23 protein-coding genes are annotated in these 24,068 nt (G+C 59.7%); 16 read left to right on the top strand and 7 right to left on the bottom strand.

The window, feature by feature from the left end; translation table 11 throughout:
• Window positions 1–115: 115 nt before the first annotated feature.
• Together rd and msrA are read left to right on the top strand one after the other, a co-directional pair.
• Window positions 116–280 (top strand): rubredoxin, encoded by a 165-nt coding sequence (gene rd / locus NFR19_RS03950; RefSeq protein ID WP_251212488.1) that lies wholly within the window; start codon window positions 116–118, stop codon window positions 278–280.
• A 27-nt stretch (window positions 281–307) separates the two neighbouring features.
• Window positions 308–904, top strand: coding sequence for a peptide-methionine (S)-S-oxide reductase MsrA (gene msrA / locus NFR19_RS03945; RefSeq protein WP_251212487.1), 597 nt, complete (start codon window positions 308–310; stop codon window positions 902–904).
• 66 nt (window positions 905–970) lie between these two features.
• Here msrA and NFR19_RS03940 read toward each other — a convergent pair whose 3' ends face one another.
• The 3 genes from NFR19_RS03940 to NFR19_RS03930 are packed head-to-tail and all read right to left on the bottom strand — an operon-like array spanning window position 971 to window position 3,934.
• Complete coding sequence (locus NFR19_RS03940) at window positions 971–1,627, bottom strand: DUF6320 domain-containing protein (RefSeq protein ID WP_251212486.1); 657 nt, start codon at window positions 1,625–1,627, stop codon at window positions 971–973.
• On the bottom strand, window positions 1,611–2,939 hold the full coding sequence (locus NFR19_RS03935) for a phthiocerol/phthiodiolone dimycocerosyl transferase family protein (protein ID WP_251212485.1): 1,329 nt from the start codon (window positions 2,937–2,939) through the stop codon (window positions 1,611–1,613). Before NFR19_RS03935 ends, NFR19_RS03940 begins: the two co-directional genes overlap by 17 nt.
• Window positions 2,912–3,934, bottom strand: a complete 1,023-nt coding sequence (locus NFR19_RS03930; RefSeq protein WP_251212484.1) for an alpha/beta hydrolase — start codon at window positions 3,932–3,934, stop codon at window positions 2,912–2,914. Before NFR19_RS03930 ends, NFR19_RS03935 begins: the two co-directional genes overlap by 28 nt.
• Window positions 3,935–4,150: 216 nt before the next feature.
• On the opposite strand from NFR19_RS03930, the gene NFR19_RS03925 reads away from it, so the two are divergent.
• From NFR19_RS03925 to NFR19_RS03915, 3 genes are read left to right on the top strand one after another with little or no spacing between them, the layout of a single operon-like run.
• Window positions 4,151–5,563: an APC family permease gene (locus NFR19_RS03925; protein ID WP_251212483.1), complete on the top strand. Its 1,413-nt coding sequence runs from the start codon at window positions 4,151–4,153 to the stop codon at window positions 5,561–5,563.
• Window positions 5,564–5,578: 15 nt separating this feature from the next.
• Complete coding sequence (gene mazG / locus NFR19_RS03920; RefSeq protein ID WP_251212482.1) at window positions 5,579–6,427, top strand: nucleoside triphosphate pyrophosphohydrolase; 849 nt, start codon at window positions 5,579–5,581, stop codon at window positions 6,425–6,427.
• A gap of 59 nt (window positions 6,428–6,486) precedes the next feature.
• Entirely contained in the window at window positions 6,487–7,407 is a 921-nt protein-coding gene (locus tag NFR19_RS03915; RefSeq protein ID WP_251212481.1) for a DMT family transporter, read from the top strand.
• Between the two features lie 27 nt (window positions 7,408–7,434).
• On the opposite strand, the gene NFR19_RS03910 is transcribed toward NFR19_RS03915, so the two are convergent.
• Window positions 7,435–8,340 (bottom strand): EamA family transporter, encoded by a 906-nt coding sequence (locus NFR19_RS03910; RefSeq protein ID WP_251212480.1) that lies wholly within the window; start codon window positions 8,338–8,340, stop codon window positions 7,435–7,437.
• Between the two features lie 92 nt (window positions 8,341–8,432).
• Between NFR19_RS03910 and NFR19_RS03905 the strand changes: the two genes are divergently transcribed.
• Window positions 8,433–9,044 carry an LOG family protein gene (locus NFR19_RS03905; protein WP_251212479.1) on the top strand — a complete coding sequence of 204 codons (612 nt, stop codon included), beginning with the start codon at window positions 8,433–8,435 and terminating at the stop codon, window positions 9,042–9,044.
• A gap of 65 nt (window positions 9,045–9,109) precedes the next feature.
• Here the strand turns inward: NFR19_RS03905 and NFR19_RS03900 are convergent, their stop codons facing one another.
• The gene (locus NFR19_RS03900; RefSeq protein WP_251212478.1) at window positions 9,110–10,036 is read right to left on the bottom strand and encodes an amidohydrolase family protein; all 927 of its coding nucleotides are present in this window, start codon (window positions 10,034–10,036) and stop codon (window positions 9,110–9,112) included.
• A gap of 261 nt (window positions 10,037–10,297) precedes the next feature.
• Between NFR19_RS03900 and NFR19_RS03895 the strand changes: the two genes are divergently transcribed.
• Both NFR19_RS03895 and NFR19_RS03890 read left to right on the top strand, forming a co-directional pair.
• Window positions 10,298–11,233: a LysR family transcriptional regulator gene (locus NFR19_RS03895; RefSeq protein ID WP_251212477.1), complete on the top strand. Its 936-nt coding sequence runs from the start codon at window positions 10,298–10,300 to the stop codon at window positions 11,231–11,233.
• Between the two features lie 284 nt (window positions 11,234–11,517).
• A complete protein-coding gene (locus NFR19_RS03890; protein ID WP_251212476.1) occupies window positions 11,518–13,239 on the top strand; it encodes an MFS transporter in 1,722 nt (573 codons plus the stop codon).
• 215 nt (window positions 13,240–13,454) lie between these two features.
• On the opposite strand, the gene NFR19_RS03885 is transcribed toward NFR19_RS03890, so the two are convergent.
• Window positions 13,455–14,615: a hypothetical protein gene (locus NFR19_RS03885; RefSeq protein ID WP_251212475.1), complete on the bottom strand. Its 1,161-nt coding sequence runs from the start codon at window positions 14,613–14,615 to the stop codon at window positions 13,455–13,457.
• Between the two features lie 267 nt (window positions 14,616–14,882).
• Here NFR19_RS03885 and NFR19_RS03880 point away from each other — a divergent pair, with 267 nt between their 5' ends.
• The 8 genes from NFR19_RS03880 to NFR19_RS03845 all read left to right on the top strand — a co-directional run bounded on the left by NFR19_RS03880 (window position 14,883) and on the right by NFR19_RS03845 (window position 22,609).
• Window positions 14,883–15,527 (top strand): putative ABC transporter permease, encoded by a 645-nt coding sequence (locus NFR19_RS03880; RefSeq protein ID WP_251212474.1) that lies wholly within the window; start codon window positions 14,883–14,885, stop codon window positions 15,525–15,527.
• Between the two features lie 105 nt (window positions 15,528–15,632).
• Complete coding sequence (locus NFR19_RS03875) at window positions 15,633–16,466, top strand: deoxyribonuclease IV (protein WP_251212473.1); 834 nt, start codon at window positions 15,633–15,635, stop codon at window positions 16,464–16,466.
• Window positions 16,467–16,503: 37 nt separating this feature from the next.
• Window positions 16,504–18,411 (top strand): ABC-F family ATP-binding cassette domain-containing protein, encoded by a 1,908-nt coding sequence (locus NFR19_RS03870; RefSeq protein WP_251212472.1) that lies wholly within the window; start codon window positions 16,504–16,506, stop codon window positions 18,409–18,411.
• Window positions 18,411–19,046 carry a YigZ family protein gene (locus tag NFR19_RS03865; RefSeq protein ID WP_251212471.1) on the top strand — a complete coding sequence of 212 codons (636 nt, stop codon included), beginning with the start codon at window positions 18,411–18,413 and terminating at the stop codon, window positions 19,044–19,046. The genes NFR19_RS03870 and NFR19_RS03865 overlap by 1 nt, the downstream gene beginning before the upstream one ends.
• Entirely contained in the window at window positions 19,046–20,320 is a 1,275-nt protein-coding gene (locus tag NFR19_RS03860; RefSeq protein ID WP_251212470.1) for a U32 family peptidase, read from the top strand. The genes NFR19_RS03865 and NFR19_RS03860 overlap by 1 nt, the downstream gene beginning before the upstream one ends.
• A 282-nt stretch (window positions 20,321–20,602) precedes the next feature.
• Window positions 20,603–20,995 (top strand): GntR family transcriptional regulator, encoded by a 393-nt coding sequence (locus NFR19_RS03855; RefSeq protein WP_251212469.1) that lies wholly within the window; start codon window positions 20,603–20,605, stop codon window positions 20,993–20,995.
• A gap of 17 nt (window positions 20,996–21,012) precedes the next feature.
• Entirely contained in the window at window positions 21,013–21,915 is a 903-nt protein-coding gene (locus tag NFR19_RS03850; protein WP_251212468.1) for an ABC transporter ATP-binding protein, read from the top strand.
• Window positions 21,893–22,609: an ABC-2 transporter permease gene (locus NFR19_RS03845; protein ID WP_251212467.1), complete on the top strand. Its 717-nt coding sequence runs from the start codon at window positions 21,893–21,895 to the stop codon at window positions 22,607–22,609. Before NFR19_RS03850 ends, NFR19_RS03845 begins: the two co-directional genes overlap by 23 nt.
• A gap of 89 nt (window positions 22,610–22,698) precedes the next feature.
• On the opposite strand, the gene NFR19_RS03840 is transcribed toward NFR19_RS03845, so the two are convergent.
• Window positions 22,699–23,940 (bottom strand): diphosphate--fructose-6-phosphate 1-phosphotransferase, encoded by a 1,242-nt coding sequence (locus tag NFR19_RS03840; RefSeq protein ID WP_251212466.1) that lies wholly within the window; start codon window positions 23,938–23,940, stop codon window positions 22,699–22,701.
• Window positions 23,941–24,068 lie beyond the last annotated feature (128 nt).

Genomic DNA, 24,068 nt, shown 5'->3' with positions numbered 1-24,068 from the left:
TGTGATGCCTCTTGCACACGATGGTTTCACCGGGGCACCGATGAGGTCTTTTGCTCGCTATGATGGCCCCATCTTGCTCTGTTGGATGGAGCGATAGGTTGCAAAGGAGATAATCATGAAGAAGTACGTATGCGATGTGTGCGGCTACATCTACGATCCGGCAGCGGGAGACCCTGATGGAGGCATCGCGCCGGGCACCGCGTTCGAGGATATCCCCGATGACTGGGTATGTCCTGTCTGCGGTGTCGGTAAAGATGATTTCTCTCCCTATGAGGGTTAACATGCTGCGTCAAGGTGGGCAATTCCAATGAGAGAGCGGGAACTGTACGTAGCTGGCGGGTGCTTTTGGGGCACGCAAGCCTATCTTGAAAAGCTCCCCGGCGTGCTTGCTACTCAGGTAGGGTATGCCAACAGTGCAGTGGATGATCCAACCTATGAGGATGTATGCACAGGTGACACGGGCGCAGCGGAATGCGTGCGGGTTCGCTACGATTCCGACGTAATAGGGCTGTCGCTGCTGGTGGAGGCGTTTTTGCGCACGATCGATCCTACGAGCTTGAACCGGCAGGGCAACGACTGTGGCACTCAGTATCGCAGCGGCATTTACTGGACCGACGACGATGATGCGTTCATCGTGCGCAGCATATTGGCGGAAATGCGCTATCGCAGTGGCGCCGATATCGTGGTGGAGGCTGAGCCGCTCGGCAATTTCTGGCCAGCCGAGCGCTATCACCAGGATTATCTTAAGAAGAATCCGGGTGGGTACTGCCATGTTGACCTCTCTGATGTGGGACGCTTCATATCGGAGCATGCCTCAGAGTTCGGGCGCATCAATCGGGTGGTAAAGCTTGAGCCGCCAAGGAAGCGTTCTGGAGAATCTGGCGATCCGTCGATCAGTTGCTGAGCGGGTAGCACGCAGGTACGAAGAACACACCATCGCGCTTCCCTGATGGTGGGCAAGCTGTTCTTGTTACAGCGAGAACAGCTTGCGTGCTTCATCGGCTGTTTGCGTGCGCGCGAGAACGCCGACGAGCACCGCGAGCACGCACGCTGCGACGGCGCTCGCGATGGCAGGCAGGGCGGTTTCGGTCAAACCCGTTGCAACCAGCACGAGCGGTGCGAAACCCAATACCACGTTATAGAGCAAGTACTTCGCATACCCAGCCACGAAGGCACCTCGCTGCACGACAACGAGCACTGAATTGAACAGGATAGCTGCGAGGCAGATGAATGGGATCACGTAGGTGGTAGCAAGCGTATTGCCTGCAACGATGAACCAGACAGCGCATAAGGCGAGCAGCACGAGGAAGTAGCGCTCGGTGATGCGCAGCACATCGGGCGTGTGGACGATGAGGTTGCGCACGAAGAGGTAGGCGATGACGATGGCTGCGCACAGGCCAACGGTGCTGAGCCACGATGCTTGCAGCACCAGCGCGCCGATGATGGTGGCGGCGATGCAGGCGCCGGTCAGTGCGGCGAGCGTCCGGCGCGCAAACGTGCTGACCCGCTGTATGGGGCCGACAGGGAAGGGGGAGGGGGTAGGCGCGCCTTCAAGAACGCTCCCGCAGAGAGGGCAGCGTGTGAGGGATCCCGTGAAATCTACCCCGCATTCATCGCATTTCATCATGATTCGCTTCTCCTTCGCGCACCCTTCTCAGGTTCTCTACGGTCTCCTGCAGCTGCGTGCTGCGTAGGATGCGGGCAACTCCGGTAGCATCTTTATTGAGGTTGAGATAGCCCGGGATACCCAAGGCTGAAAAGATACGGCAGAATGCGCGTATCGCTTTCAAATCGGTGAAGATGGTTGCAATGCCGATGCTTAGATCGTCCCCGAACGTGCAGATGAGAAAGTTCAGGTCGAAGGTGGAGGTCTGGAGATTGATGTTGCGCACATGCGGATCCACCTCATCGCTGAAGGTGATGCGGCCCAAGCTTGAGACCGCAGCGGTGATGTCTCGGTTCGCGATGCGCGCAGCGCATCCGAGCACCAGATCCTTTAAGAACAAAGGCGCTACGCGCAGGAAAGGGTTGCGCTCAAGAGCGATCATCTGATTCATGCGCTTTTCAAGCTGCTCGCGCGTTGCTGCATGGTGCATTTGCTCTTGAACGAGAGCGGCCACCGCACCCAACGACTCGCAGTGCGCCTCGGGATACGTTATGGTGGCCAGTCCGAAGAAATTGCGCGTCGTCTCCGATTCGAAGAAGCGGCGCAGATCAACGGGGACCGTCAAGCGAATGGGCTGATCGGCAGCGGTTGCGGGTCGCGTCTCGCAAAGCGCGCAGATAACGGCGGCGATGATGAGGCTCGTCACGCTGACGCCGAGTTGTTTGGCGTGTTGGTGCACCATGCGGGCGCTGAGGTGATATTCCAGGTACGTGGGGTCGCCCCCATCGCGTATACCGCCGATTCGATACGCGCGCTGGGTGGGGGTCGAGGCAGCCTTGCTGCGCGCATAATGCCTAGCAAAGCTGTCCTCATTGCTGGCGGCGGGCACATGCTCCGAGCAGCTGAGCTGCGATGTGCCGTAGCGGTAGTGAGCGTAGGTCCCGATGAGCTCCTGGAAAAAGCTCAAGGTGCCTCGCCCATCGGATATCATGTGCGAGACTTCCACGTTGATGCGCCGCTGATAATAGCTGACACGGAAGAGCACGCTGCGCGGGCCGGTATGAAGGCCATAGCAGATGGGAAGCACCTCGGGCTGTACGAGAGGGCGAATCGGCGATGGCTCAAGATAGTGCCAGAACAGTCCGCTGCGCAGTGACACGTTGAAGCCGGGGAAGAGCGCGATCGTGCTATCCAGCGCTTGCTGGAGCAGATTGGGCACAACGTCGTCATCCATTTCTGCAGAGAAGCGAAAGACCGTTTGCGTGCGCCTTCCTGCCTCAGCGGAATAGAACTTCCCGACGTTGTCTAGTCGGTACCAAGAAGCCCGAGCCATGCCGGATCCTCACCCACCGTCTTGTTCTCGCCGTCTAGAAATGCCTTCATGACCCGATAGGTATCGCGCACCAGGCTCAACACGGAAGGATAGAGGAAGTAGCCATGCACGCCGTCGAGGATGCGCACGCAGACCACCTCGGTGCCATCTGCTTGGAGGCGTGCGGCGTACGCCTCGCCCTCGTCGCGGAGCGGACAATACTCGGCGCTCATTAGCAGCGTGCGGGGTTGATCTGACAGGTCAAGGGACAGAAGCGGTGCGAAATAGGGGCTCGTCCGATCTTGTGGGCGGCGGATGTACATATTCACATAGCCTTCGATCTGTTCGCGCGTCAGTAGGTAGTCCTCGCCGTTCTCGCGTACGGAATCGAAGAGGGACGTGATGCTGTGATCGTCGTAGACCAGCGGGTAGAGCAGCATTTGCGTGCGCGGTTTGAATTCGCCACGGTCGCGCGCGAGCAGGGATACCGCAGCTGCTAGGTTGCCGCCAGCGCTGTCGCCGAACAGCACGATATGCTCCGGATCAACATCGTAGAGCAAGCTGCCCTCGAAGAGCTGGCGCGCAACCTCGTAGCAGTCCTCAAGTGCCGTCGGGAAGGGATGCTCCGGCGAGCGCCGGTAATCCACTGATACCAGTCGGCGCTCGAGGCGCAGCGCGGTGCGCATGCAGGCATCTGAGTAGAAATCGACGTCGCCGTTGGCCCAACCTCCCCCATGAAAGAAGAGGATGGTGCCGCGAAAGTCGTCGTTGACATGCAAGCCGTTGCGCAGCGAGAAGTCTATATCGAGGGGGGTGAACACCTTCAAAGGGATCTCGTAACCATCGGAGGCAGTGGCGGAGAAGTCATCAATGCGACAGCGCGGGCTTGCGAGGGTGAGCCGTGCGCTGGCATCCTCTGCGGTGCGCTGCTGCTCGTAGGTTTTCTGGATCGGCTCACCGGAGCTCAAGCGCGTTATCGTTTTGATCGCGGCGCGCACCGCCTTGTTAAGGGGCATGGTTCCTCCGCTCGTCGATGGCTTGCGTATGGTGTTCAAGATAACACGCGATGAGGCAACGAGCGCGTTCGTGGAAAAACCGCAACCTGCTCGTTGTGCTGCGTTGAACAGAGCATGTGCGTGGCAACGCTGTGACAACAATACGCAGTTCAACACGGGGAGCGCAGGTGAGATGGGTATATGCTTCAAGGGAGAATATGAGGTAGGGAGCCTATCATGGCCGAGATGAACACACAGAGCAAAAAAGCTCGTAGCGCAGCGCCTGCGCCATCGGGCGCACAGCAGGGCGCTACCGCGCACCAAGGCGACAACCCGTTCAAGCAGACGCTCACCGTATTCGACATGGTGGTGTACGGGCTGATCATGATGGTGCCCATAGCGCCCATGGGCATTTACGGGGGAGTGTTCCAAGCGTCGGGTGGCGCACCTGCTCTTGCCTATGCCATCGGGTTCATAGCGGTGCTGTTCAGCGTGCTCTCCTTCGCCATCATGATCCGCATCTTCCCCTCGTCGGGCTCCATCTACACGTACGTCACTCACATCATGGGCAAGGGCATCGGCTTTATCGCGGGCTGGCTGATGCTGTTGCAGTATCTGGTGTCGCCGACCTTGATGTACATCATCGCCGGTACGGCGCTCAATGGTTTCATTCCCCAGATCCCCGTTTGGGCATGGTGTTTGATGTTTTTGGCGCTGGTGTCGGTCATATCGCTGCGTGGCATGCAGACCACTATGGTGGTGAACCGCATTGCGCTGGTGGCTGAGCTAGCTATTCTGGCTGCCTTTGTGGGCATCGGTATGTTCTATATCGTCTCGCACCCTGCATCGAGCAGCTTCTCAGCCACGGCGTTGTTCAATCCGCAGACCTTCGACTTCTCGAATATGATGTCGGCAGTGTCGCTTTCGGTGCTGTCCTATGTCGGATTCGGTGTCATCGCCACGCTGACGCAACAGGCGAAAGATGAACGGGAAGGCCCGCCGCGTGCCATGATGATCATGGCACTGATCTTGGTGGTGCTCTTCGCAGGGCAGTGCTTCATGGCCACGTGCATCGACCCAACCGGTGCTAGTTTCGCTCACGATCCCGACAACGCGTTCTACATCGTGGCCCAGATGGCGGGTGGTCCCATGCTCGCGCTTGTCTGCGCGGTGGCGGTTGCGCTGTCGCAAGGTATCTTCACCGCGCTGGTGACGCAGACGTCGGTTTCGGTCATCCTGTTCACCATGGCCCGCGGCGGCTCGCTTCCGAAGGTCATGGGCAAACTGGATGCGAAGACGAATGTGGCAACAAATGCCATGATCTTCGTCATCGCGCTTTCGGCGGTGCTGATCTTCGCTATGCAGCCTCTTGGCATTGATTCGGTCGCGAAGGTGGCCAATTTCGGCGCTCTTGCCACCTACACGCTCTTGAACGTGTGCGTGATCGTGTTCTGCTGGTTTCAGAACAAGCAGCGCAGGCAGCTCTTTCGGCATCTGCTGTTTCCCCTGGCAGGTGCGCTCGTGTGCTTCGCCATTCTGATCTCGCTTGATGCGGTCGCGCATATCGTCGGCATCGTTTGGATCGTCATTGGCATCATCTATTATTGTGTGGTGAAATATGCGCTTCATCGCGATATCAAGCTTGGCTGATCGAAAGGGGTTCTCATGCCTGAGACGCATCCTGCCTTTGACGCCTTTGTCGCAACCATCGCGGCGCTCCGAGCGCCAGATGGCTGCCCGTGGGATCGGGAGCAGACGCACCTCTCCATTGCATCTCACATGATCGAGGAAGCGTATGAGGCGGTTGATGCTCTTGAGGCGGGTGATGTGCGGCACCTGCGTGAAGAGCTTGGTGATGTGCTGTTGCAAGTGGTTCTCCAGTGTCAGATTGCTGCTGATGCAGGCGAATTCACCATCGACGACGTGTGTCGCGACATCGATGAGAAGATGATCCGCCGCCATCCTCATGTGTTTGGAGATGCGGCGGCCCAAGATGCCAACGAAGTGCTCGATCTGTGGGATAAGGTGAAGCTGACCGAACGTGCTGCAGCATCCGAGACAGCCTCGTGCGATGCATCGCTGCTTGAGAGCGTGCCCAAGAGCTTCCCGGCGCTCATGCAGGCTCAGAAACTATCGCGCAAGGCAGCATCGGTGGGCTTCGATTGGCAAGACATCGATGAGGTTCGCGACAAGGTGTTCGAAGAGATGGCTGAATTGCAAGCCGCCTATGCTGCGGTGCCCACCTCATCTGATGGCAAGGTGAGCAAAGAAGAGGGTGGTGCATTCGTTCGTAGTGTAGAAGCAGAGCTTGGCGATGCGTTGTTCAGCATGGTGAACGTAGGCCGCAAGATGGGTCTCGATGCTGAGGCGGCGCTGCGTGCTACTTGCGAGAAGTTCCGACGCCGTTGGGCTTTCATGGAAGGCGCGGCTGCAGGCATGGATATACCGATCGACCATATGGATCAAGCGCAGCTTGAAGAGTTGTGGGATGCTGCGAAGCTGGCCGGTCTGTAGGCATTTCCGCGCGCTACCGATGACCTGATCGCGCTATGAATTCCCGTGAACGTTCATATATGATCAAGGGGATGATCCTTACGTTGGTAGGAGGTGCTCTGTGGGGCATCTCGGGTACGAGCGTGCAGTTTTTGACCACTGCTGCTGAGGTATCGCCGTCCTTGGTTACTCTGATGCGCGTACTGCTGGGCGGAGGTATCTTCTTCGCGTTTCTCGTCGTAGCGCAACGCGCTACGGTGCGTGCCATGTTCGCGCATGCGCGCACGGTGGCTGGTCTGCTCCTATTCGCACTAGCGCTGTATGGCAATCAGTTGTGTTATGCGCAAACGGTGCAGCTGACCAATGCCGGTACGGCAACGGTGCTTCAGATGCTCGGTGCGGTGTTCGTCATGCTCTTCGTATGCGTGACGACGCGCAAACCGCCTCATGTGAAAGAGTTCATCGGGCTCATCATCGCTCTTTTCGCGAGCGTGCTCATCGCGACACAAGGCGATATACGCACGCTGAACATTCATCCGATCGGTTTGGCGTGGGGCATTGCTACGGGTTTGACCACGGCTCTTTATATTCTCGTGCCGCGTCGTTTCGGGTTGTTCGAGCGGTTCGGGAGCCCTGCGGTGGTGGGTACCGGCATGTTCTTGGGTACGGTGTTCGCGGTGCCTATCTACGTTGCGCAAGGGGGCAGCATCGCTGGGGCTACCGCGGTGCTCAGCGCATTCGGCCTCTTTGAATGGCTCGTTTTTCTTGGCGGTTTGGTGGTGGTGGGCACCATCGGCGGGTACGGCTTCTACTTGCATGGCGTTTCCATCGTGGGGTCGGTGAAGGGAAGCTTGCTAGGCGCTATCGAGCCGGTGAGCGCCACGGCGCTCGCGGCGCTCTGGTTAGGGACGGCGTTTTCGGGCTATGACATCGCAGGTATGGTGCTGATGTGCATCATGGTGGCGTTCGTGACCACCGACGAAGAGTCTGACGACGGGTAGGCGCATCTGTGGAGTCGCGTGCCCAGTCTAGCGCGCATCGCGTTTGATCAGGGAATCTGCTTGCGCGATGACGACGCCGACCAGGATCAAAACGATGCCCGCCGTCTGAAGGAGGGTGACGCCTTCTCCCAAAAACAGCGCCGAGAGGACGATGGAGGTAGGAAGCTCGGCGGATGCCAAGATGGAGACGATGCCAGTGGGAAGATTCTTGCCACCGATGCCGAAGAGCAGCACGGGGAATACGAGAGCGAAGAGACCTTGCATGAAGCCATACGGTGCCTCTGCGAGCAAGGTGCCGTCAAGGGCGAAGGTGGGGGCGGTCGCGTAGGCGAGAAGCAGCGATCCGCAGCAAATGATGAGCCCGCGCTGCATGGGCGGCAGCTGCGTTTCAACACGGCTCGAGAGGAACATGAACAGCGCGCAGGTGAAAGCGGAGCCGAGCGCGCATGCCATGCCGAGCGGGTTGTAGGCAATGCGTCCGTCGGCATCGAGCAGTCCGCTGGCTAAGAGGGTGCCTGCGATCACCACCAGAGCGGCAACGATCTCGCAGGCGGTCGGCGCGCGCCTGGTGGCGATCACCTGTATGACGATGCCGATCCAGGTGAACTGGAAGAGCAGCACCAACGAGACCGCCACCGGCAGATACGACAGCGAGATGCTGTAGAGCACGCAGGTGCAGCACGTGACGATACCGGTACCGACGAGCTTGCCCGTTTGCTTCGCATCAAGGCGTTGCCATGGTGTACCGCGCAAGCGTGCTATGCCCACCGCAATCAGAAACAGCAGCACGCCGAAGGTGGATTGTCCGGCGGTGGTCTGCTGCCAGGTGAAGCCAGCAGCATAGGCCGTTTTGATCACAGGGGCCATGACGCCATAGCTGGCGCCCGCCAAAAAGACGAGCAAGGCGCTCGTGAATGTCGTACCACGGTTCATGCGAGCTATTATACGGTTCTTGTTCGCTATACTAAAAAGTTCGAATCGGGCATATCGCGCGGCATGCTCGCGCGAGAGCATAAGGAGCTATCGTGAACATCACGGTCTATTGCGGGTCGAATCACGGGGTTGATGAGCGCTTCACGCAGGCGGCTCAGCAGCTTGGTGAGTGGATAGGAAGCCATGGCCATGTGTTGGTATATGGCGGCAGCAGCGTTGGGCTCATGGGTACGCTGTCGCGCGCGGTGCTCGCCAGCGGGGGTGCTGTTGAGGGGGTGGAGCCGCGCTTCTTCATTGAAGCGGGTGTGGCCCAGCACGATCTGACACATCTGCATGTGGTGGACACCATGAGCGAGCGCAAGGCGAAGATGATCGAACTGGGAGATGTGTTCGTGGCGCTCCCGGGCGGGGTGGGCACGCTCGAAGAGATATCCGAGATCATGACGCGCATTCGACTGAACCTCACACCAGGGCCGTGTTTCTTCCTCAGCATCGATGGGTTCTACGATCCGGTGATCGCACTGTTGCGCTCAATGGAGGCTGCGGGCTTTATCCCGGCGTTCGATCATGCGGAGTTCCGCTTCCCGCGCACCGTGAGCGAACTGACCGATCAACTGGTGCATCTGAGGCCCGATCGCGCACAGTACAGCTGCGAGTCGGGTTGGCAGCAGCCAGCATGGATGGAAGGCCAGCTCTACGGCTAATGCGCAAAAGCGGGCAGCAAGGGAGTTCAACCTTGCTGCCCAGGGGATCGAAGGCGCATCGGGGGTCAGAAGATGCGCAGCAGACGGTTCGCGTTCTGATAGAACACAAGGTCGCGCAGTTCGGGGTCGCCTTCGGTAGCCAGCTTCACCTGTTCTATCTGTCGACGGTAGCTGCCGAAGGGCCAATCCGTTCCGAACATGACGCGCTCGCGGCCGAAGAGCTCGATCATCAACTGGATATCCTCATGCGATCGGAATGACGTATCAACATACAAGTTGTCCAGGTCGTGCGCGAGTTCCGCTAAGCGCTCGATGTTGCCTTGCGCAGTTCCGCCGCAATGGGCGGCAACGAAATCGATCCCAGGATGGCGGCGCGCGCAGTCGACCAGATGCTTGAGGTCGCCGTATTCGGGCGTGGCGTACTCGTCGTTGATCTCGGGGTAATAATACATGCCCGCTCCGCAGTGCGACGTGACCGGTTTGCCCGTTTGCTCCCAATAGTCAAGCGCGGCATCAACCAGAGGATCGTCAAGCGATATCTTGCTGAGCACCGGATGCAGCTTGAGCGCATAGGCACCCCGCTCCGCGTCTTCCAACAGCTTCTTGCCCGCATCGGCGCCCAAGCGGAAATCGGGGAAGGTGAAGGGGATGCAGCGCGGCTCCACCATGTGCACCACCTCGTAGTCCTCGAAGCTCAGCGCTGGCATGATCGGCAAGATGCAGATGAAATCGACGCCGTTCTCGTCCATTTCGCGTCGCATGTTCTCAAGGGTGTTCGCAGCTGATCGCTCGTGGTTGATGTCGATGAACTCTCGCAGCGCCTGGTCGGTATCCTCGGTGATGAACGGCCCTTTGAACCCGCGCTCTTCGCGCACCGTGAACGAGTCTGGCTTGCCAGCAGGGGAAAGCCTCTGCTTGAAGATAACGTTTCGAGCATCTTTGAATATATCTCCGAGATGCGCATGGAAGTCGATGATTCGCTGATCTTCCATGGTGCCTCCTTTTCTCCGTACATGTCTGGTACGCGGTTCGCTGGCAGGAGTATAGGACGCACGGGGCGCATAGAGCCAATTCGAATCGCGCAGGAGGGATGCGCTGATGTGCATGGCTCTATGCCGCTGTGTCGATGCGCCCAACCGGCATATCCGCACCGATTCCATTTCGGCATAGCCACTATTCGTCTTGTCCTTCCAACGCCAGGCGCTCGCAGCATCGGTGCTATCCTTATGGTGGGAATGACAAGGGAGGCCGTCATGAACCTTGAGTATCTGAGGGAATTCACTGAGCTCGCGAAGCATCTGAGCTTCACGGAGACCGCGCGCCTTCTCAACATGACCCAGCCCACGTTGAGCAAGCATATCGCCCAGTTCGAGCGCGACCTGAGGTTGCCCCTGTTCGATCGTGTGGGCAATTCCCTCCAGTTGACCAACGTGGGGCAGACGCTGCTTCCGTTCGCCTATCAAGTTCTCGATTCGCAGTCCGACTTCGATGCGAAGGTGTCCGAGCTCAGACGCATGCCACCTCCCCATCTGACGGTGAGCGGACTGACCGACGAGGGGCCGTCAACCGAAGTGCTGGGGTTTCTGATCTCGTTGATCCGGGCGAAGTATGGGGCGAACACTCTTGAGGTGAAGAGCCGATTCAACCGCAATGCTCGCGAGATGCTGGATGTGGCCGAGGTGGATCTGATCTTCGATCCGGCACCCACCGAAGAGGACTTGAACGCGGATTACATCGGCACATTCCACATCGCCGATCTTCCGCTGATCGCCATCGTGAGCTGCGATCATCATCTAGCGCATCGCGAGGGCATCCGGATGCAAGAATTGGAAAACGAGGTGCTTCTGCAATACGAGGGGCTGTACCTGAGCCGGTCTTGGAGCCGCATCGCCGAGCTCTGCGAACGCAGCGGGTTCGCGCCGAAATCGCGGTCGTGCCCTTGTTCGAGCGTTGCCGAGCTCCTGGCGCTTTGCGCGAATCTGATGGCATCGGTGCTAGTGGTGGGGAGCAACTTCGGCAAGCGAATCCCTGAGGGCATCAAGCCGTTTTGCGCGACTGTTCCGATCATCGGCGACGATACTGCCATTCCGTTTTATTTCCTGTACCGCAAGGACAACGACAATCCGGTGCTTAAGGATGCCATGGAGCAGATGGAGCGCATGTCCACACCGCCGCTCGTCTTCTCGTAGCGAATTCGTGGCGCGTATGGTCCCGATCGGACGCTGTCCGCTGGTCTCTCTGCGTGCAGAGGCACATCCGTCGGCCCGCGTTCGGCCGCTTCCAAGATGGAATAGTGACAGCACGAGACGGGCATAGCTTCGCATCGGATTGGCATTTGCCCCATTCAGAGCACCTTCCATATACTCGCGCACAGCATCTCGGATCACCGATATCCGCGAAGACGAGGTATCGATGAGCCAAGAGCAACGTGCGGTTCGCGCTGCATTCGATCATGAGGATGAAGGAGGAGGAAATGGCTGGGAAAACGGCTCTCAACGAAGGAGGGAAGGCGCCGAACAGGGAATTCACGATCACCGAGGTTGTTGACTCGCTGGGAGTGACCAAGTTCACCTGGATGCTGTTCGCGCTGCTCTCGTTCGCGTTGTTGTTTGACGGGTACGATTTCATGATCGTCAATTCGACCAACCTGTTCGTAGCGCACACCTTCTGGCCAGGCGAACCCAACCCCGGTCTTTTGATGGGGTCGCTTACCACCTGGGGTCTGCTTGGCATGGTGATCGGCGGCGCGGTCAGCGGCATCTTGTCCGATCGCTTCGGACGCAAGAAGATTCTTGTCGCGGCGGTTATCTTCTACGGGGCTTTCACGTTCCCGCAGGCTGCCGCCAACGACTTGGCGTTCTTCGCGGCGTTTCGTTTGTTGGCGGGCTTAGGCGTTGGCTCATGCATTCCCATCGTCTACACGGTGTTCTCCGAAGAGGTTCCCTCGCGTTGGCGCGGGGCTTTCATCACCTTCGGCGGCGCTTTCATGGTAGGCGGATGGGTCGTGGCCGGTTTGGTCGCCAATCCTATCTGCAATGCAACGGTGCCCCTCATGGGCGATTTTACGAATTTGGTTGAGTACGCACTGCCCGACGGCGGCACGTCCACCATGTATGCGAACTGGCGTCTGTGCTACCTCATCGGCGCATTGCCGGTGATCTATGGCATCGTGCTCATATTCGCGATGCACGAGACGCCGCACTGGTACGCCACGGCCGGGCGCAAGGAAGAGGCGGTCCGTGCGCTCGCGCAGATAGAAAAGCGCGCTACCGGTGTTGAGACGCCCCGTGACCCGCAGTGCCTGATCGTGCCGCCCCGACCTGAGAAGACAACGCCGAACATCCTGTTCTCGAACAAGTTCATCGTGGCCACGTGCGGTATTTGGGCATGCTACTTCGTTGGCCAGTTCTGCGTATACGGCATGAACGCATGGTTGCCAGCATGGTTTGTCGGTATTGGGTACAACTCATCTGAGGCGGTTGCTCTCCAGACGTGGAATAACGTGGCGGCTATCGTGTCGAATTCCATCGTGGGGTATTTCTCGGACAAGATGGGGCGCAAGCGCACGTTGCAGTTCGGGTGGGGCTTGTGCATCGTCACCATCGTGATCTGCTCGTTGTTCGTGGCGCCAGGCAACTTCGTGCTCTGCACGGGTCTTATGTTGCTGTTCGGCTTCGCGCTGAACTGGGCCATCTCGGCCGTCGTGCCTCTGATGCCCGAACAGTATCCAACTGCGGTGCGCAACACGGGCGTCTCTTGGTGTCAGGCGTTCGCGCGATTTGGCGGATCGGCATCCTCTATCGTGCTGGGCGGCATTGCTGGCATGGCATTTTTCCAGACGGCGCAAGGTACCACCAACTGGTCCCAGGTCGTGTTGGTGTTGATCGTGCCGTTCGTGCTCGGCATCGTCTGCACGGCTCTGTTCGTGCGCGATACGTCAGGCCGCTCTTTCGAGGCGCTGGATGCCGAGGCCATGGAAGGCGACAACGATACCGGCACGACCAAGTTCGGCATCATGATCGCCATCATCGTGATCCTGTTCGCGCTGTGCATCGTATGTCCTTTGGCAGTGCCTGGTTGGTCGAAGCTGCCCATCGCGCTGCCGCTCATGGCGACGGGCATGCTGCTGCCGTTCGCGTTCTTCTTCATCTTCGGAGGGAGCCAGTTGGCACGGGAGAAACGCACGCGCGCGTAAGGCAAGCGCGCGAGCTGCGCTCTTGCCTATCGAGGGAGATAAGACAAGACGAGGTGGGGCATGGTGCTCCACCTCGTTTGCGTTGAGCTCGGTGCCAAGCCAAGATGCTTTCCTGGCGTCCTTTGGCGCACGCTGGTGAACGTTGGGCGCATCGAGCCGGTTGGCTGAGCGGTGCTCTGCGTCAGCGGGTCTCCCGGTGTGTGAGGCGGCTCCCGTTAGTCTTTCTGTGGGCCGTTCTGTGCGGCGTCTTTGCGGCGCAAGAACAGTGCGACGATGATGACCGCTACTGCTGCGCCCGCCGCGATGGACAACGCTGCGAACAAAGAGGCGTTCTCGTCACCGGTTTGGGTGAGGGGAGCTCCCATGTCGGTGCGCGGATCTCCCACGAAGTCGTTGATGAGTTCAGGGTTTGAATCCGACCCAGCAGGAAGAAGAGAGACGACCTCGTCTTCGGTGAGCACCGAGCCATCGGGCAGCGTTGTGGCAGGAGCGTCTGGTGCGTCAGGCGTGACAGTATCACTAGGGGTATCAGGCGTCTCGTCAGGTATGTCCCCGGTTGCGGGTGGAATGGGTGAGGGATCGGGCGCTGTTGGCGTATCTGGAGTCAGAACGTCCTCAGGTCCCAAGTCAGCCGCTGGAGTGTACAAGACGTTGAGGACGTTGTTTTCAGGATTCGGATCGAGCACGATTTCAGACGGGTAGCTGTCGATCACGTACAAGTCGTTGAGCTTGTACTCGTAGGCATCTCCCTGTATTAGTTGCGACGCGGGGCGACCGGTGAACGTGCTCGTGCCCATCTTGGTGAAGGTTACCTCGTCAGGTTCGAGTGCTTCGCTCCAGGTGTCGGCGGTCAAATCAGCGCCCGTCATCAGATAGTAGTTCACCGTGAATTGGCTGTTCGATAAATTGCCATAATCCAACTCGATGTAGTTCTTCGATTCATCGGTGCTGATAGTGAGGTAACGCGGGTATCCATCGAAGAAGAAGTACCCTGGGATATCCTCCACATAATCCCACGCATGGAGTACATCGCCTTCAGTGAGGTCGGTAAGCACTCGCGTGCCCATCAGGCGGGCATCTCCTATGGTCAGACCATTATCAGGGTCATCGTAGTTGACGAGTTCCACATAGTAGATGATTGCGGTCAGGCCGGTTGCGGGCGGATTCGCGCTTTCTTGGTCGGGCTCGTCCTGCGTTTCGGTGGTGGCTGCCTCCGGTACCACGGCTTCTTCGCGGCTGATCTGTGTTCCTTCAGGTTCTTGCGCGCTCGCCTGTATGGGGTCGATCTGCGCCAGTAGCGCGGCTGGCAACATCATCGAGACGGCGAATGCAACGGCGAACAGCGCGTAGCCGAACTTTTTCGCTCTGCTCTTCATGAGAGGCCTCCTGACCGATTCATTCCTTGTATACCTGTGCACGCTTCGATCGTAGCAGCGCGCTCGGGGCAGTCTGGCAGGGTCGGAGAGATGAAACGCATTGTGCAGCGAACCGTTTCCCGCAAGACATGAAAGGGCGTACGAAGCGTCTTGGTGCACGAAAGGAAGCGTTTGGGCATCAGCTTCCCAACAAGGTGCTCATGTGCTCCGAAAGAAGGGGGCGTGTGCGGATAATGAGGCTATGAGGTTATGGATTAGAGGCACGGCATGGCACGATTGCGAATACGGAATATCACCGAAAAGGACGAGATCGGTTTCTTCGCGCCGAAGCGCTGGGAGTTCTGGCGCAGTCTCATCGTGTGCTTTTGCTTGTTCAGCATCGTAGGGCATTGGCTGGAACTACTGTATTGCATCATCATGGATGCGCTGTTCGGCATCGTTGAGCCCGACTATGCTATCTGGATCGATCCGTGGTATCACCCGTATTGGGTCTATGGTATCGGTGCGGTCATCATGACGCTGATCGTCGAACCTCTTAAGGAGCATATCATCGTGCGTCGTAAGACGCTGTGGGGCGCGCTGCTCGAGTCGTTCGTGCTCGTGGTGGTGCTGGCCATGCTGATGGAGCTCATTATCGGGTGGATCATCAACCAGCCCGACGCGTCTGGCGAGTATCCGTATTGGGACAACTCGCAGTTGCCGCTCAATGTGTTCGGACAGGCGTGGTTGGTGAACGACTTCTTCATCGGGTTTGCCGCCATGCTCTACGTGTGGTTGCTCTATCCGCTCGTCTGCGAGGGGTTCGATCGTCTGCGCCCACGGGTGGCGAACGTGGTGTTTGTGGTTCTCGTGCTCGCGTTTGCTGTGTGCTGCATTATTTCATATACCCACCTGGTGTTGTTCACGTGGTAGCGTAGCTCCTCGCGAAGCTTGAGGAGATGCGCCGATCCGGCCTTCTGTGGGCTGCGTTACGTCTAGAATAGGTGTAACGGAACAACCAAGTCTGGAAGGTAGCGCATGTTCACCATAGGATCGCATCTTTCAAGTGCGAAGGGGTATCGTCAGATGGCGGCCGATGCGGCATCCATGGGGGCGAATACGTTCCAGTTCTTCACGCGCAATCCACGAGGCGGCAAAGCGAAGGCCATCGATCCAGACGATGTGTGCGCGTTTCATGAGTTAGCGGCCCAAGCGGGCATCGAACGCTTTTTGGCACATGCGCCCTACACGCTCAACCCGGCGGCGAAGAAGCCGGAGACGCGGCAGTTCGCTTTGGAAGTGCTCTCAGACGACCTTGCCCGCATGGAAGCGACTTCAGGTCAAATGTATAACATGCATCCTGGCTGCCATGTGAGGCAAGGGGCCGATGTCGGTGTGGACCTTATTGCTGATGCGTTGAACCAGGTGCTGTCAGAAGAGCAGAGCACGACGCTCCTTTTGGAGACGATGGCTGGAAAGGGTACCGAGATCGGCGGCACGTTTGACGAGCTCGCGCGCATTATCGAGCGGATAGAGGTGCAAGACCATGTGGGCGTATGCCTGGATACCTGCCATGTATGGGATGGTGGATACGATATAGCAAACCGCTTAGATGAGGTGCTCGATGAGTTCGCGGACACTATTGGGCTCGATCGTTTGCGCGCCATCCACCTGAACGATTCGAAGAATCCTTGCGGCGCTCATAAGGATCGCCATGCTCGTATCGGCGAGGGAGAGATCGGTTTCGAGGCGCTGGTGGCGGTGACGGAGCATCCAGCGTTGCGCGACCTGCCGTTCTTCTTGGAAACGCCGCAGGATGATCTTTCGGGGTGGGCAGCTGAGATCGCTGCGATCAAGGCGGCACGTCGATGAGGGCGTGCGTGGGCAGCGCGCGGGCAGGAGGGCGGTGATGGCGTTTCTGCTGGGCTGCGAGAAGGCTACGGTCGATTTTCCGACGAAGCGGGTGTTTTCCGAGGTGTCGCTCGGGGTGGATGCAGGTGCGCGCATCGGCATTGTTGGCCGCAATGGCGATGGCAAGTCGACGTTGCTCGGGCTGTTGGCGGGCACCCTTGAGCCGGATGCGGGCCGTGTGGTGCGCACGCGCGGTGTGAGCATCGGCGTTCTCGGGCAAACCGATGCGCTTGATGATGCGGCTATGGTGAAAGAAGCGGTGGTGGGTGACGCGCCGGAATACGAGTGGGCCGCTGACGCGCGCGTGCGCGCGGCCATTGATGGGCTGCTCGGCGGCATCGATTGGGAGGCGCGCGTGGGAACGCTTTCGGGTGGGCAGCGCCGTCGCGTCGACCTGGCGCGGCTGCTCGTGGGCGAGTGGGATGTGCTCATGCTGGACGAACCAACGAACCACCTGGATATGCGCGCTATCGCATGGTTGGCCGATCATCTCAAGCATCGCTGGCGCGCGGGGCAAGGGGCGCTTCTTGTGGTCACGCACGACCGTTGGTTCTTGGATGAGGTGGCGCTTTCCATGTGGGAGGTGCATGGCGGCGGCATCGAGCCGTTCGAAGGTGGTTTCAGCGCGTATATCATGCAGCGCGTCGAGCGCGATCGTTTAGCGGCCGTGGCAGAGGCGAAGCGGCAGAACATGCTGCGGCGTGAGTTGGCGTGGCTCTCGCGCGGGGCGCGGGCGCGTGCGACCAAGCCGAAATTCCATGTGGCAGCGGCGCGGGCGCTCATCGCCGATGTGCCGCCCTTGCGCGACGAGATAGCGCTCAAGCGCATGGCGATGGCACGGTTGGGCAAGCAGGTGGTCGATCTTGAAGGTGTGACCGTCAGCTTCGAGGGCAGGCGCGTGCTCAAGGAGTTGACGTGGATGATCGGCCCGGGCGACCGTTACGGCATCGTTGGAGAGAACGGCGCGGGCAAGACCACGCTCTTGAAGGTGATCCAAGGACGGCTCGCACCGAGCGCGGGGCGCGTGAAGATCGGGCAGACCGTGCGGTTCGCGGTGCTCTCGCAGCACCTCGATGAGCTGACCGCGCTTGGTGACGATCGCGTGCGTGAGGTGATAGGGCGCTATTCGCGCCGCATCATGCTGGACGGTAAGGAGCAGTCGCCGTCGCAGCTGCTCGAGCAACTCGGGTTCAGCAAAGCCGACTTGAATGAGCCGGTCTGTGACCTGTCTGGTGGTCAAAGGCGCCGGCTGGCGCTCATGCTGATCCTGCTCGATCAGCCCAATGTGCTCATTTTGGACGAGCCGGGCAACGATCTGGATACCGATATGATGGCAGCGGTGGAATCGCTGCTTGATGGCTGGCCAGGTACGCTCTTGCTGGTGACGCACGATCGTTATCTGATGGAGCGCGTGACTGATCACCAGTTCGCGCTGATCGATGGTGCGCTACGGCATCTGCCCGGTGGTGTTGATGAGTATCTGAAACTCGTTGAAGGCGATCAGGAGAGCTCCCGGGAGCAGCGCAGTCGCTCAGACAGTCCTCTGCGCACGGAACGTCCATTGGATGTTCCGGCGCATGGGGAACTCGCTTTGTGCGCAACTCCCGGAAGCTCTTCAGGGATCGGCGCTTCTTTGAGCTCTTCAGGAACCACCTCTGCTCAAAATGGGACTTCCAAGCTTTCGGGGGGAGAGCAGCGGCGGCTGCGCAAGCTGATGGCCTCCAATGAGGGGAAGATGGAGACGCTGCGGAGCAAGATCGACGCGAAGCACCAAGAGCTGGCCGAGGCCGACCCGACGGATTACCAATTGTTGACCGCCATCCAAGAAGAGATAGCCGACTTTGAAGAGGCTATCGCACAGCTTGAGCTGGAATGGTTTGATGCAGCAGAGAAGTTGGGGCAGTAGTGGACGGATACAAGACCGTAGCGGCCTGCGTACAGGCTGAGGTTGTGGAGAAGAAGTCGCGCTTCATCGCACAACTTTCCCCCGCTGATACTGAGGAAAAGGCGCTCGCGTTCTTGGAAGCGGTGCGCACCGAGCACGCCCAGGCGCGCCACAACGTATACGCCTATATCGTGCGCGGCGTGGGCGGTGCGGCTGAGCGCGTGCGCTATTCCGATGACGGTGAGCCGAGCGGTACCTCCGGCATGCCCACGCTGCAAACGCTGCAGCATGCGGGTCTGACCGACATCATCTGCGTGACCACGCGCTATTTCGGCGGCACGCTGCTCGGCACGGGCGGTCTGGTGCGCGCGTATTCGGCAGCAGCGCAAGCGGCCATCGAAGCGGCGCAGGTGGTCACCGTGTCGGCGTGCGTGGATATCACCCTGCATGTGCCGTATGCCGCCTATGAGCAGATCGTGCGCGCGGCTGAGGATGCGGGTGCTTCGGTGCGCAGTTCTGATTTTGCCGAAGAGGTGACGCTGGCGCTCCGCATGCTCGCGGGAAGCGAAGGCCCGCTCGTGGAGAAGCTGCGCGAACTGACGCGTGGGCAAGCCGCCATTGAAGTATCCGAGCCGTTTGAGGCGGTGTTTAGCTGATGATGGGTACTGAACAGCAGGTGCGCATCGGTGATGAGCGGGGTGGCTCGTCGATTCCCCTGGAGCTGCTCGCCCCTGCCGGTGGTTTCGAGCAGTTGCAGGCCGCCATCGCCTTTGGTGCTGATGCGGTCTATCTGGCGGCTGACCGCTTCGGCATGCGCGCGCGAGCTGCCAATTTCTCTCTGGACGAGCTGCCGCGTGCGGTGGGCGTGGCTCACGATGCTGGTGTCAAAGTGCATCTGACCTGCAATGTGCTCATGATGCAGGATGACCTGCCGCAGCTGCCGACATTCTTTGAAGCGGTGGCTGCGGCGGGAGTCGACGCGCTCATTATCGGCGACATGGGTGCGTTCGCGCTGGCGCGCCAGTATGCTCCGCGCTGTGAATTGCATGTGAGCACGCAGGCGTCGGTGGCCAACGCAGAAACGGCGAAGCTCTGGCACAGCATGGGTGCTGCGCGCATCGTCTGCGCGCGCGAGATGACGCTGGCGAACATCGCTGAGATGCGCAAACAGATCCCCGCTGACCTACAGATCGAGGCGTTCGCGCACGGGGCGCAGTGCATGGCGGTGTCCGGGCGTTGCCTGATCAGCGCTTACCTGAATGGCCGCTCGGGCAATCGCGGGAACTGTTCGCAGCCGTGCCGGTGGAACTACGTGCTGGAGGAAGAGAAGCGCTCGGGCGTGTACTTTCCCATTGACGAGGACGAGCGTGGGTCGTACCTGATGAACGCGAAGGACCTCTGTATGATCGAGCACCTGCGCGAATTGGCGGCGGCGGGCGTGGACTCCATCAAGATAGAGGGGCGCAACAAGAAGGCGTATTACGTGGCATGCGTGGTGGGGGCCTATCGGCGTGCGCTCGATGGTGTGGCGCCCGAGGGCCTCATGAGCGAGCTCACAGCGGTATCGCATCGCCCGTTCAGTACCGGCTTTTACTTCGGCAACCCACAACAGGCGCATGATAAGGATGGCTACGACCACGACACCGTGCACGTGGCCGATGCGCTCGTCTGCGAGCCGCATGGCGAGGGCTTCCGCCTCACGCTTCGGTGCCGCAATCGTTTTGAAGAGCGCGAGCAGCTCGAGGTGGTCTCGCCCGGCGAGTCGGTGCGCGCCTTCGACGTGCACAACCTTACGTGGATACCCGAACCCGACGAAGCGTTCGCTGGTGCCGAAGAGGCGGTGCCTATCGCTAACCGCTCGTGCAACATCTACCGCACGGAGTGTCCCTTCGCTGTGGCTCCCGGTTCATTCATTCGCGCCCGCCGCTGACCCACATTCGCTCACATCTGCCGATAGCTCGTACGGCGAGTGTGAAGCGCTCGTATTGCGTGCAAGGACTCTCTTTGAGTCGTTGAGGCGAGTGACGAGTGCATGCGCATCTCGTGGCGCGGTTCTCGCGGCTGATGAGGCGCGCAGAGAGCGGCGCGGTTTTTCTGTGCCGCCGTCTTGACAGGCAAATGTCTACTGATTATAGTGTGCATATAGAGTATATACACTATGGTGCCCGGGGTGCGAGACGTCGCGCTTCGGGACGAAGAAGAAGAGACGACCTTGGAGATAATTGTATCCAATGCAAGCGATAAGCCCATCTACGCTCAGATAGCCTCGCAGATCCAAGATGCGATCCTGTCCGGCGAGCTTGAGGCGGGCGCGCCGCTTCCCTCGATGAGGGCCTTGGCGAATGACCTGCACATCAGCGTCATCACCACCAAGCGCGCCTATGCCGACCTTGAGGAGGCGGGTTTCATCGACACCGTGCAAGGGAAGGGCTCGTTCGTGTGCGGCGGCAATCGCGAGTTGTTGCGCGAAGGCAGGCTCAAGCATGTTGAAGAGCTGCTCGAGCAGGCCGTGCGCGAGGCGTCGACCGCCGAGATCGGTATCGCCGAGCTGCATGAGATGCTCGACCTCATCTCGGACGATGATGCGGGCGCATCGCTTGCCTGACAAGAAGGTTCGCACCTATGGAATATGCCATCGAATGCAGGGGGCTTGAGAAGAGTTATCCCGGTTTCGCGCTGGGTCCCCTCGATCTGAACGTGGAGCGGGGAAGCATCGTTGGACTCGTGGGTCCCAATGGGGTGGGAAAGACGACGCTCATAAAGCTGTTGCTCGGTTTGATAACACCCGACGCTGGCTCGCTGGCGCTGCTTGGGCAGCCCCTGCCGGACCCGGCGAACATGCCCGCAGCCCTGAAAGCGCGCATCGGCGTGGTGTTCGACACGTGCGCCTTCACGCAGGCATCGCGCGTGCGGGATGTCGCCCAGCTCGGGCGCGCTTCGTACCAGGAGTGGGACGCGCCACTGTTCACCCGCTTCCTGGTCGATTTCGGGCTCGATCCGAAGAAGCAGATCGCGAAGCTCTCGCGCGGCATGGGCATGAAGCTCTCGCTTGCCTTCGCGCTGGCGCACCATCCTGAGCTGTTGGTGCTCGATGAGGCAACGGCGGGCCTCGACCCGCTCGCCCGCGACGAGATGCTCGACCTTTTGCGCAGCTTCATGCTGGATGAGCACCACGCCATCCTCATGGCCACGCATATCACCTCCGATCTGGAGAAGATCGCCGATAAGGTGGTTTGCATCGATGCGGGGGCCATGCTGTTCTGTGAGCAGAAGGAGGCGATCTGCGATGAGGCGGGCATCGCGCATCTGCGAAGCTCTCAGCTCGCTGACCTGTTGGTGCAGCATGACGCAGCCACAGCGCCGCTGTTCGTTCTGAAGCATGAATACGGTGTGGATGTCCTCGTGCCTGACCGCTTCGCGTTCGGCAAGGCGCATCCGGATATCCCTGTGGATCGGGTCGCGATCGACGATTACCTGAACCTCGTCCTGAAGGGGGAGAAGCATGCTGGTCATGATCAAATCTGACTTCATCACCATGAAGAATTCCGCGTTGCAGCTGCTCAGCATTATGCTGATCGTCGCTGTGTTCGTCAGCCTTGGCACGGGAACGCTGATCGCCGGGGTGGCCGCCATCACAGCTGCGTTTACCTTCATGTACATATTCTCTATCGTCGCCTACGATGAGATGAACGGGTGGGAGCGCTTCCGGCTCACGTTGCCGATCAGCCGCCGCCAGGTGATCGCTGGCCGCTATGCCAGCATCCTGATCGTCACCATAGCGAGCGTTGTGTTCGGTATGGTGTTCTCCCTGGTCGGCTCCCTCATCGCCTCGTCATTGCCGCAGATACCGTTCGTCGCATCGCTCGCAGAAGGGTTCGATCCTGTTGTGGAGACTGCGCATGTGCTCCTCATAGCCGCGATGCTCCTCATAGCCGCGATGCTCTCGATGCCGCTCTTTATGCGGTTCGGCATGACGAAGGCGACGCGGATCGTCCCTTTGGTCTTCGTGTTCATCATGGTCGGCGCTCTCTACCTGATCAGCGATTTCGATGACGTGGTCGTACAGATGCTTCCGGTGCTCCAGACGCTCTTCCTGCCCGCACCGGAAGAGACGCTGACCTCCCTCGGCTTGAGCGCATTGGTCTTCGCGTGCCTGCTCGTGCCCTACGCCATCAGCGCAGGCATTGCTATGAAGCTCTACGAAGGGCGGCAGTTCTAGCGTCTGATCGGCGAATCAGTGGCAGTCTTTGGGTATGAAAAAGCGGAGGGCCATCTCCCTCCGCTTTCCTGTGCGCTCTCGGTTCGTGCCTAACGGCGGTTGAACGGCTCGACGGTGGCGGGCAGCCCGTTCTCATAGATGATGGCTGGCTCGCCTTCCACGAGCGGACGGAAGTAATCGAGCGCATCCTCGGTCACGCCTTGGTAGTCAGGCAGGATCCAATCGGTGGGGAACGCCTTCACGAAGTTGGCGAACTCGCTCGCGGGTCCGGCGAAGAACTCCGCATTGTAGGTGTGTTCCATGCGACAGATGCCGCCGTCGCATCTCATCGTTTGCGCGTTCCCGCGATGTACGCCCACCACCTGTGCGGTGAAGGCTGGGTCAGCCGAGCGCATGTGCGCGCTCATGCCCAACTCGTAGGCCTCGGTCACATCCACTTTGCTCTGCGCGAAGTTGCTGCTGCGGGCCGCGCGCGAGAGGTCCTGAACCACGCCGCGCGGTGCGATGCCCGCGTCCACGATCATCTGCTTGAGCGCTGCGGCCGCGCCACCCAGCACCGCATGCGCGAAGCCGTCGTTGGCCGAGTCGCCCGCGGAAAGGTACGTGCCATCCGCATAGTGCGCGCCTTCGCTTACCACAATGTAGCATGCTCCGGTCTCGTCCATCTTCTTCTGCACCTGCGCCAGGAACGCCTCGCGGTCGAAATCGACCTCGGGCAGCACCAATAGGTCTACGTCGCCGGTCAAGCAGCAGCTCGCCGCCAGCCAGCCCGCATCGCGCCCCATCGTCTCCAGCACGAACACCTCTGGACGCGTGTAGGCGTCGTAATCGAGCCGCGTGGCATGCGTCACCAGGCACGCCAGTTTCGCCGCGCTCGGGAAGCCGGGGCAGTGGTCCACCGGTACCAGGTCGTTGTCCACCGTCTTCGGGATGCCGACGAACCGCTTGGCGCTGCCGTGCGCCGCCGCGTATTCCGACAGCGCATCCACGGTGTCCATGGAATCGTTGCCGCCGATGTAGAACATCACGTCGATATCGTGCTCGTCCATCACGGCCAGCAATCGCTCGAAATCGGCCGGGTTGTCGCGCTTGAGCTTGTAGCGGCAGGTGCCCAGCGCGCTCGACGGCGTCTGGCGCAGCACTTCGATCTCGGCGCTCGGCAGATCGGTCAGGTCGTACAGCTTACCCGTCAGCACGCCCTCGATCCCATGGATGCCGCCCAGCACGCGGTCGTAGAGGGGGTTCAGTTGGTTCGCGCGGATCACGCCCGCCAGCGATGCGTTGATGACCGCGGTCGGACCGCCGGATTGCGCCACAAGACAATTGCCCATCTCAAGCTCCTTTATCTTCATATGCTTCTCGGGAAAGACTAGCAAGCCCACGCGCTCTCTTCAACGGCAGGTGCCAGTGGTCGCGAAAGCGTCACCTTCGGCACCGTCTTAAACAACATGAAATCTAC

Origin of the sequence: Adlercreutzia murintestinalis (assembly GCF_943192905.1) — a bacterium.
GTDB classification, from domain to species: domain Bacteria; phylum Actinomycetota; class Coriobacteriia; order Coriobacteriales; family Eggerthellaceae; genus Adlercreutzia_A; species Adlercreutzia_A murintestinalis.
This window is presented reverse-complemented; position numbering and strand designations above follow the sequence as displayed.

Excerpts from the sequence above, each read along its gene's own strand:
- msrA (WP_251212487.1), top strand. The coding sequence starts at position 308 with ATGAGAGAGCGGGAACTGTACGTAGCTGGCGGGTGCTTTTGGGGCACG.
- NFR19_RS03940 (WP_251212486.1), bottom strand. The coding sequence starts at position 1,627 with ATGATGAAATGCGATGAATGCGGGGTAGATTTCACGGGATCCCTCACA.
- NFR19_RS03840 (WP_251212466.1), bottom strand. The coding sequence starts at position 23,940 with ATGGGCAATTGTCTTGTGGCGCAATCCGGCGGTCCGACCGCGGTCATC.
- NFR19_RS03910 (WP_251212480.1), bottom strand. The coding sequence starts at position 8,340 with ATGAACCGTGGTACGACATTCACGAGCGCCTTGCTCGTCTTTTTGGCG.
- NFR19_RS03885 (WP_251212475.1), bottom strand. The coding sequence starts at position 14,615 with ATGAAGAGCAGAGCGAAAAAGTTCGGCTACGCGCTGTTCGCCGTTGCA.
- NFR19_RS03915 (WP_251212481.1), top strand. The coding sequence starts at position 6,487 with ATGATCAAGGGGATGATCCTTACGTTGGTAGGAGGTGCTCTGTGGGGC.
- NFR19_RS03870 (WP_251212472.1), top strand. The coding sequence starts at position 16,504 with ATGGCGTTTCTGCTGGGCTGCGAGAAGGCTACGGTCGATTTTCCGACG.
- NFR19_RS03935 (WP_251212485.1), bottom strand. The coding sequence starts at position 2,939 with ATGGCTCGGGCTTCTTGGTACCGACTAGACAACGTCGGGAAGTTCTAT.
- NFR19_RS03875 (WP_251212473.1), top strand. The coding sequence starts at position 15,633 with ATGTTCACCATAGGATCGCATCTTTCAAGTGCGAAGGGGTATCGTCAG.
- NFR19_RS03930 (WP_251212484.1), bottom strand. The coding sequence starts at position 3,934 with ATGCCCCTTAACAAGGCGGTGCGCGCCGCGATCAAAACGATAACGCGC.
- NFR19_RS03845 (WP_251212467.1), top strand. The coding sequence starts at position 21,893 with ATGCTGGTCATGATCAAATCTGACTTCATCACCATGAAGAATTCCGCG.
- NFR19_RS03925 (WP_251212483.1), top strand. The coding sequence starts at position 4,151 with ATGGCCGAGATGAACACACAGAGCAAAAAAGCTCGTAGCGCAGCGCCT.
- NFR19_RS03860 (WP_251212470.1), top strand. The coding sequence starts at position 19,046 with ATGATGGGTACTGAACAGCAGGTGCGCATCGGTGATGAGCGGGGTGGC.
- rd (WP_251212488.1), top strand. The coding sequence starts at position 116 with ATGAAGAAGTACGTATGCGATGTGTGCGGCTACATCTACGATCCGGCA.
- NFR19_RS03890 (WP_251212476.1), top strand. The coding sequence starts at position 11,518 with ATGGCTGGGAAAACGGCTCTCAACGAAGGAGGGAAGGCGCCGAACAGG.
- NFR19_RS03850 (WP_251212468.1), top strand. The coding sequence starts at position 21,013 with ATGGAATATGCCATCGAATGCAGGGGGCTTGAGAAGAGTTATCCCGGT.
- NFR19_RS03900 (WP_251212478.1), bottom strand. The coding sequence starts at position 10,036 with ATGGAAGATCAGCGAATCATCGACTTCCATGCGCATCTCGGAGATATA.
- NFR19_RS03895 (WP_251212477.1), top strand. The coding sequence starts at position 10,298 with ATGAACCTTGAGTATCTGAGGGAATTCACTGAGCTCGCGAAGCATCTG.
- NFR19_RS03880 (WP_251212474.1), top strand. The coding sequence starts at position 14,883 with ATGGCACGATTGCGAATACGGAATATCACCGAAAAGGACGAGATCGGT.
- mazG (WP_251212482.1), top strand. The coding sequence starts at position 5,579 with ATGCCTGAGACGCATCCTGCCTTTGACGCCTTTGTCGCAACCATCGCG.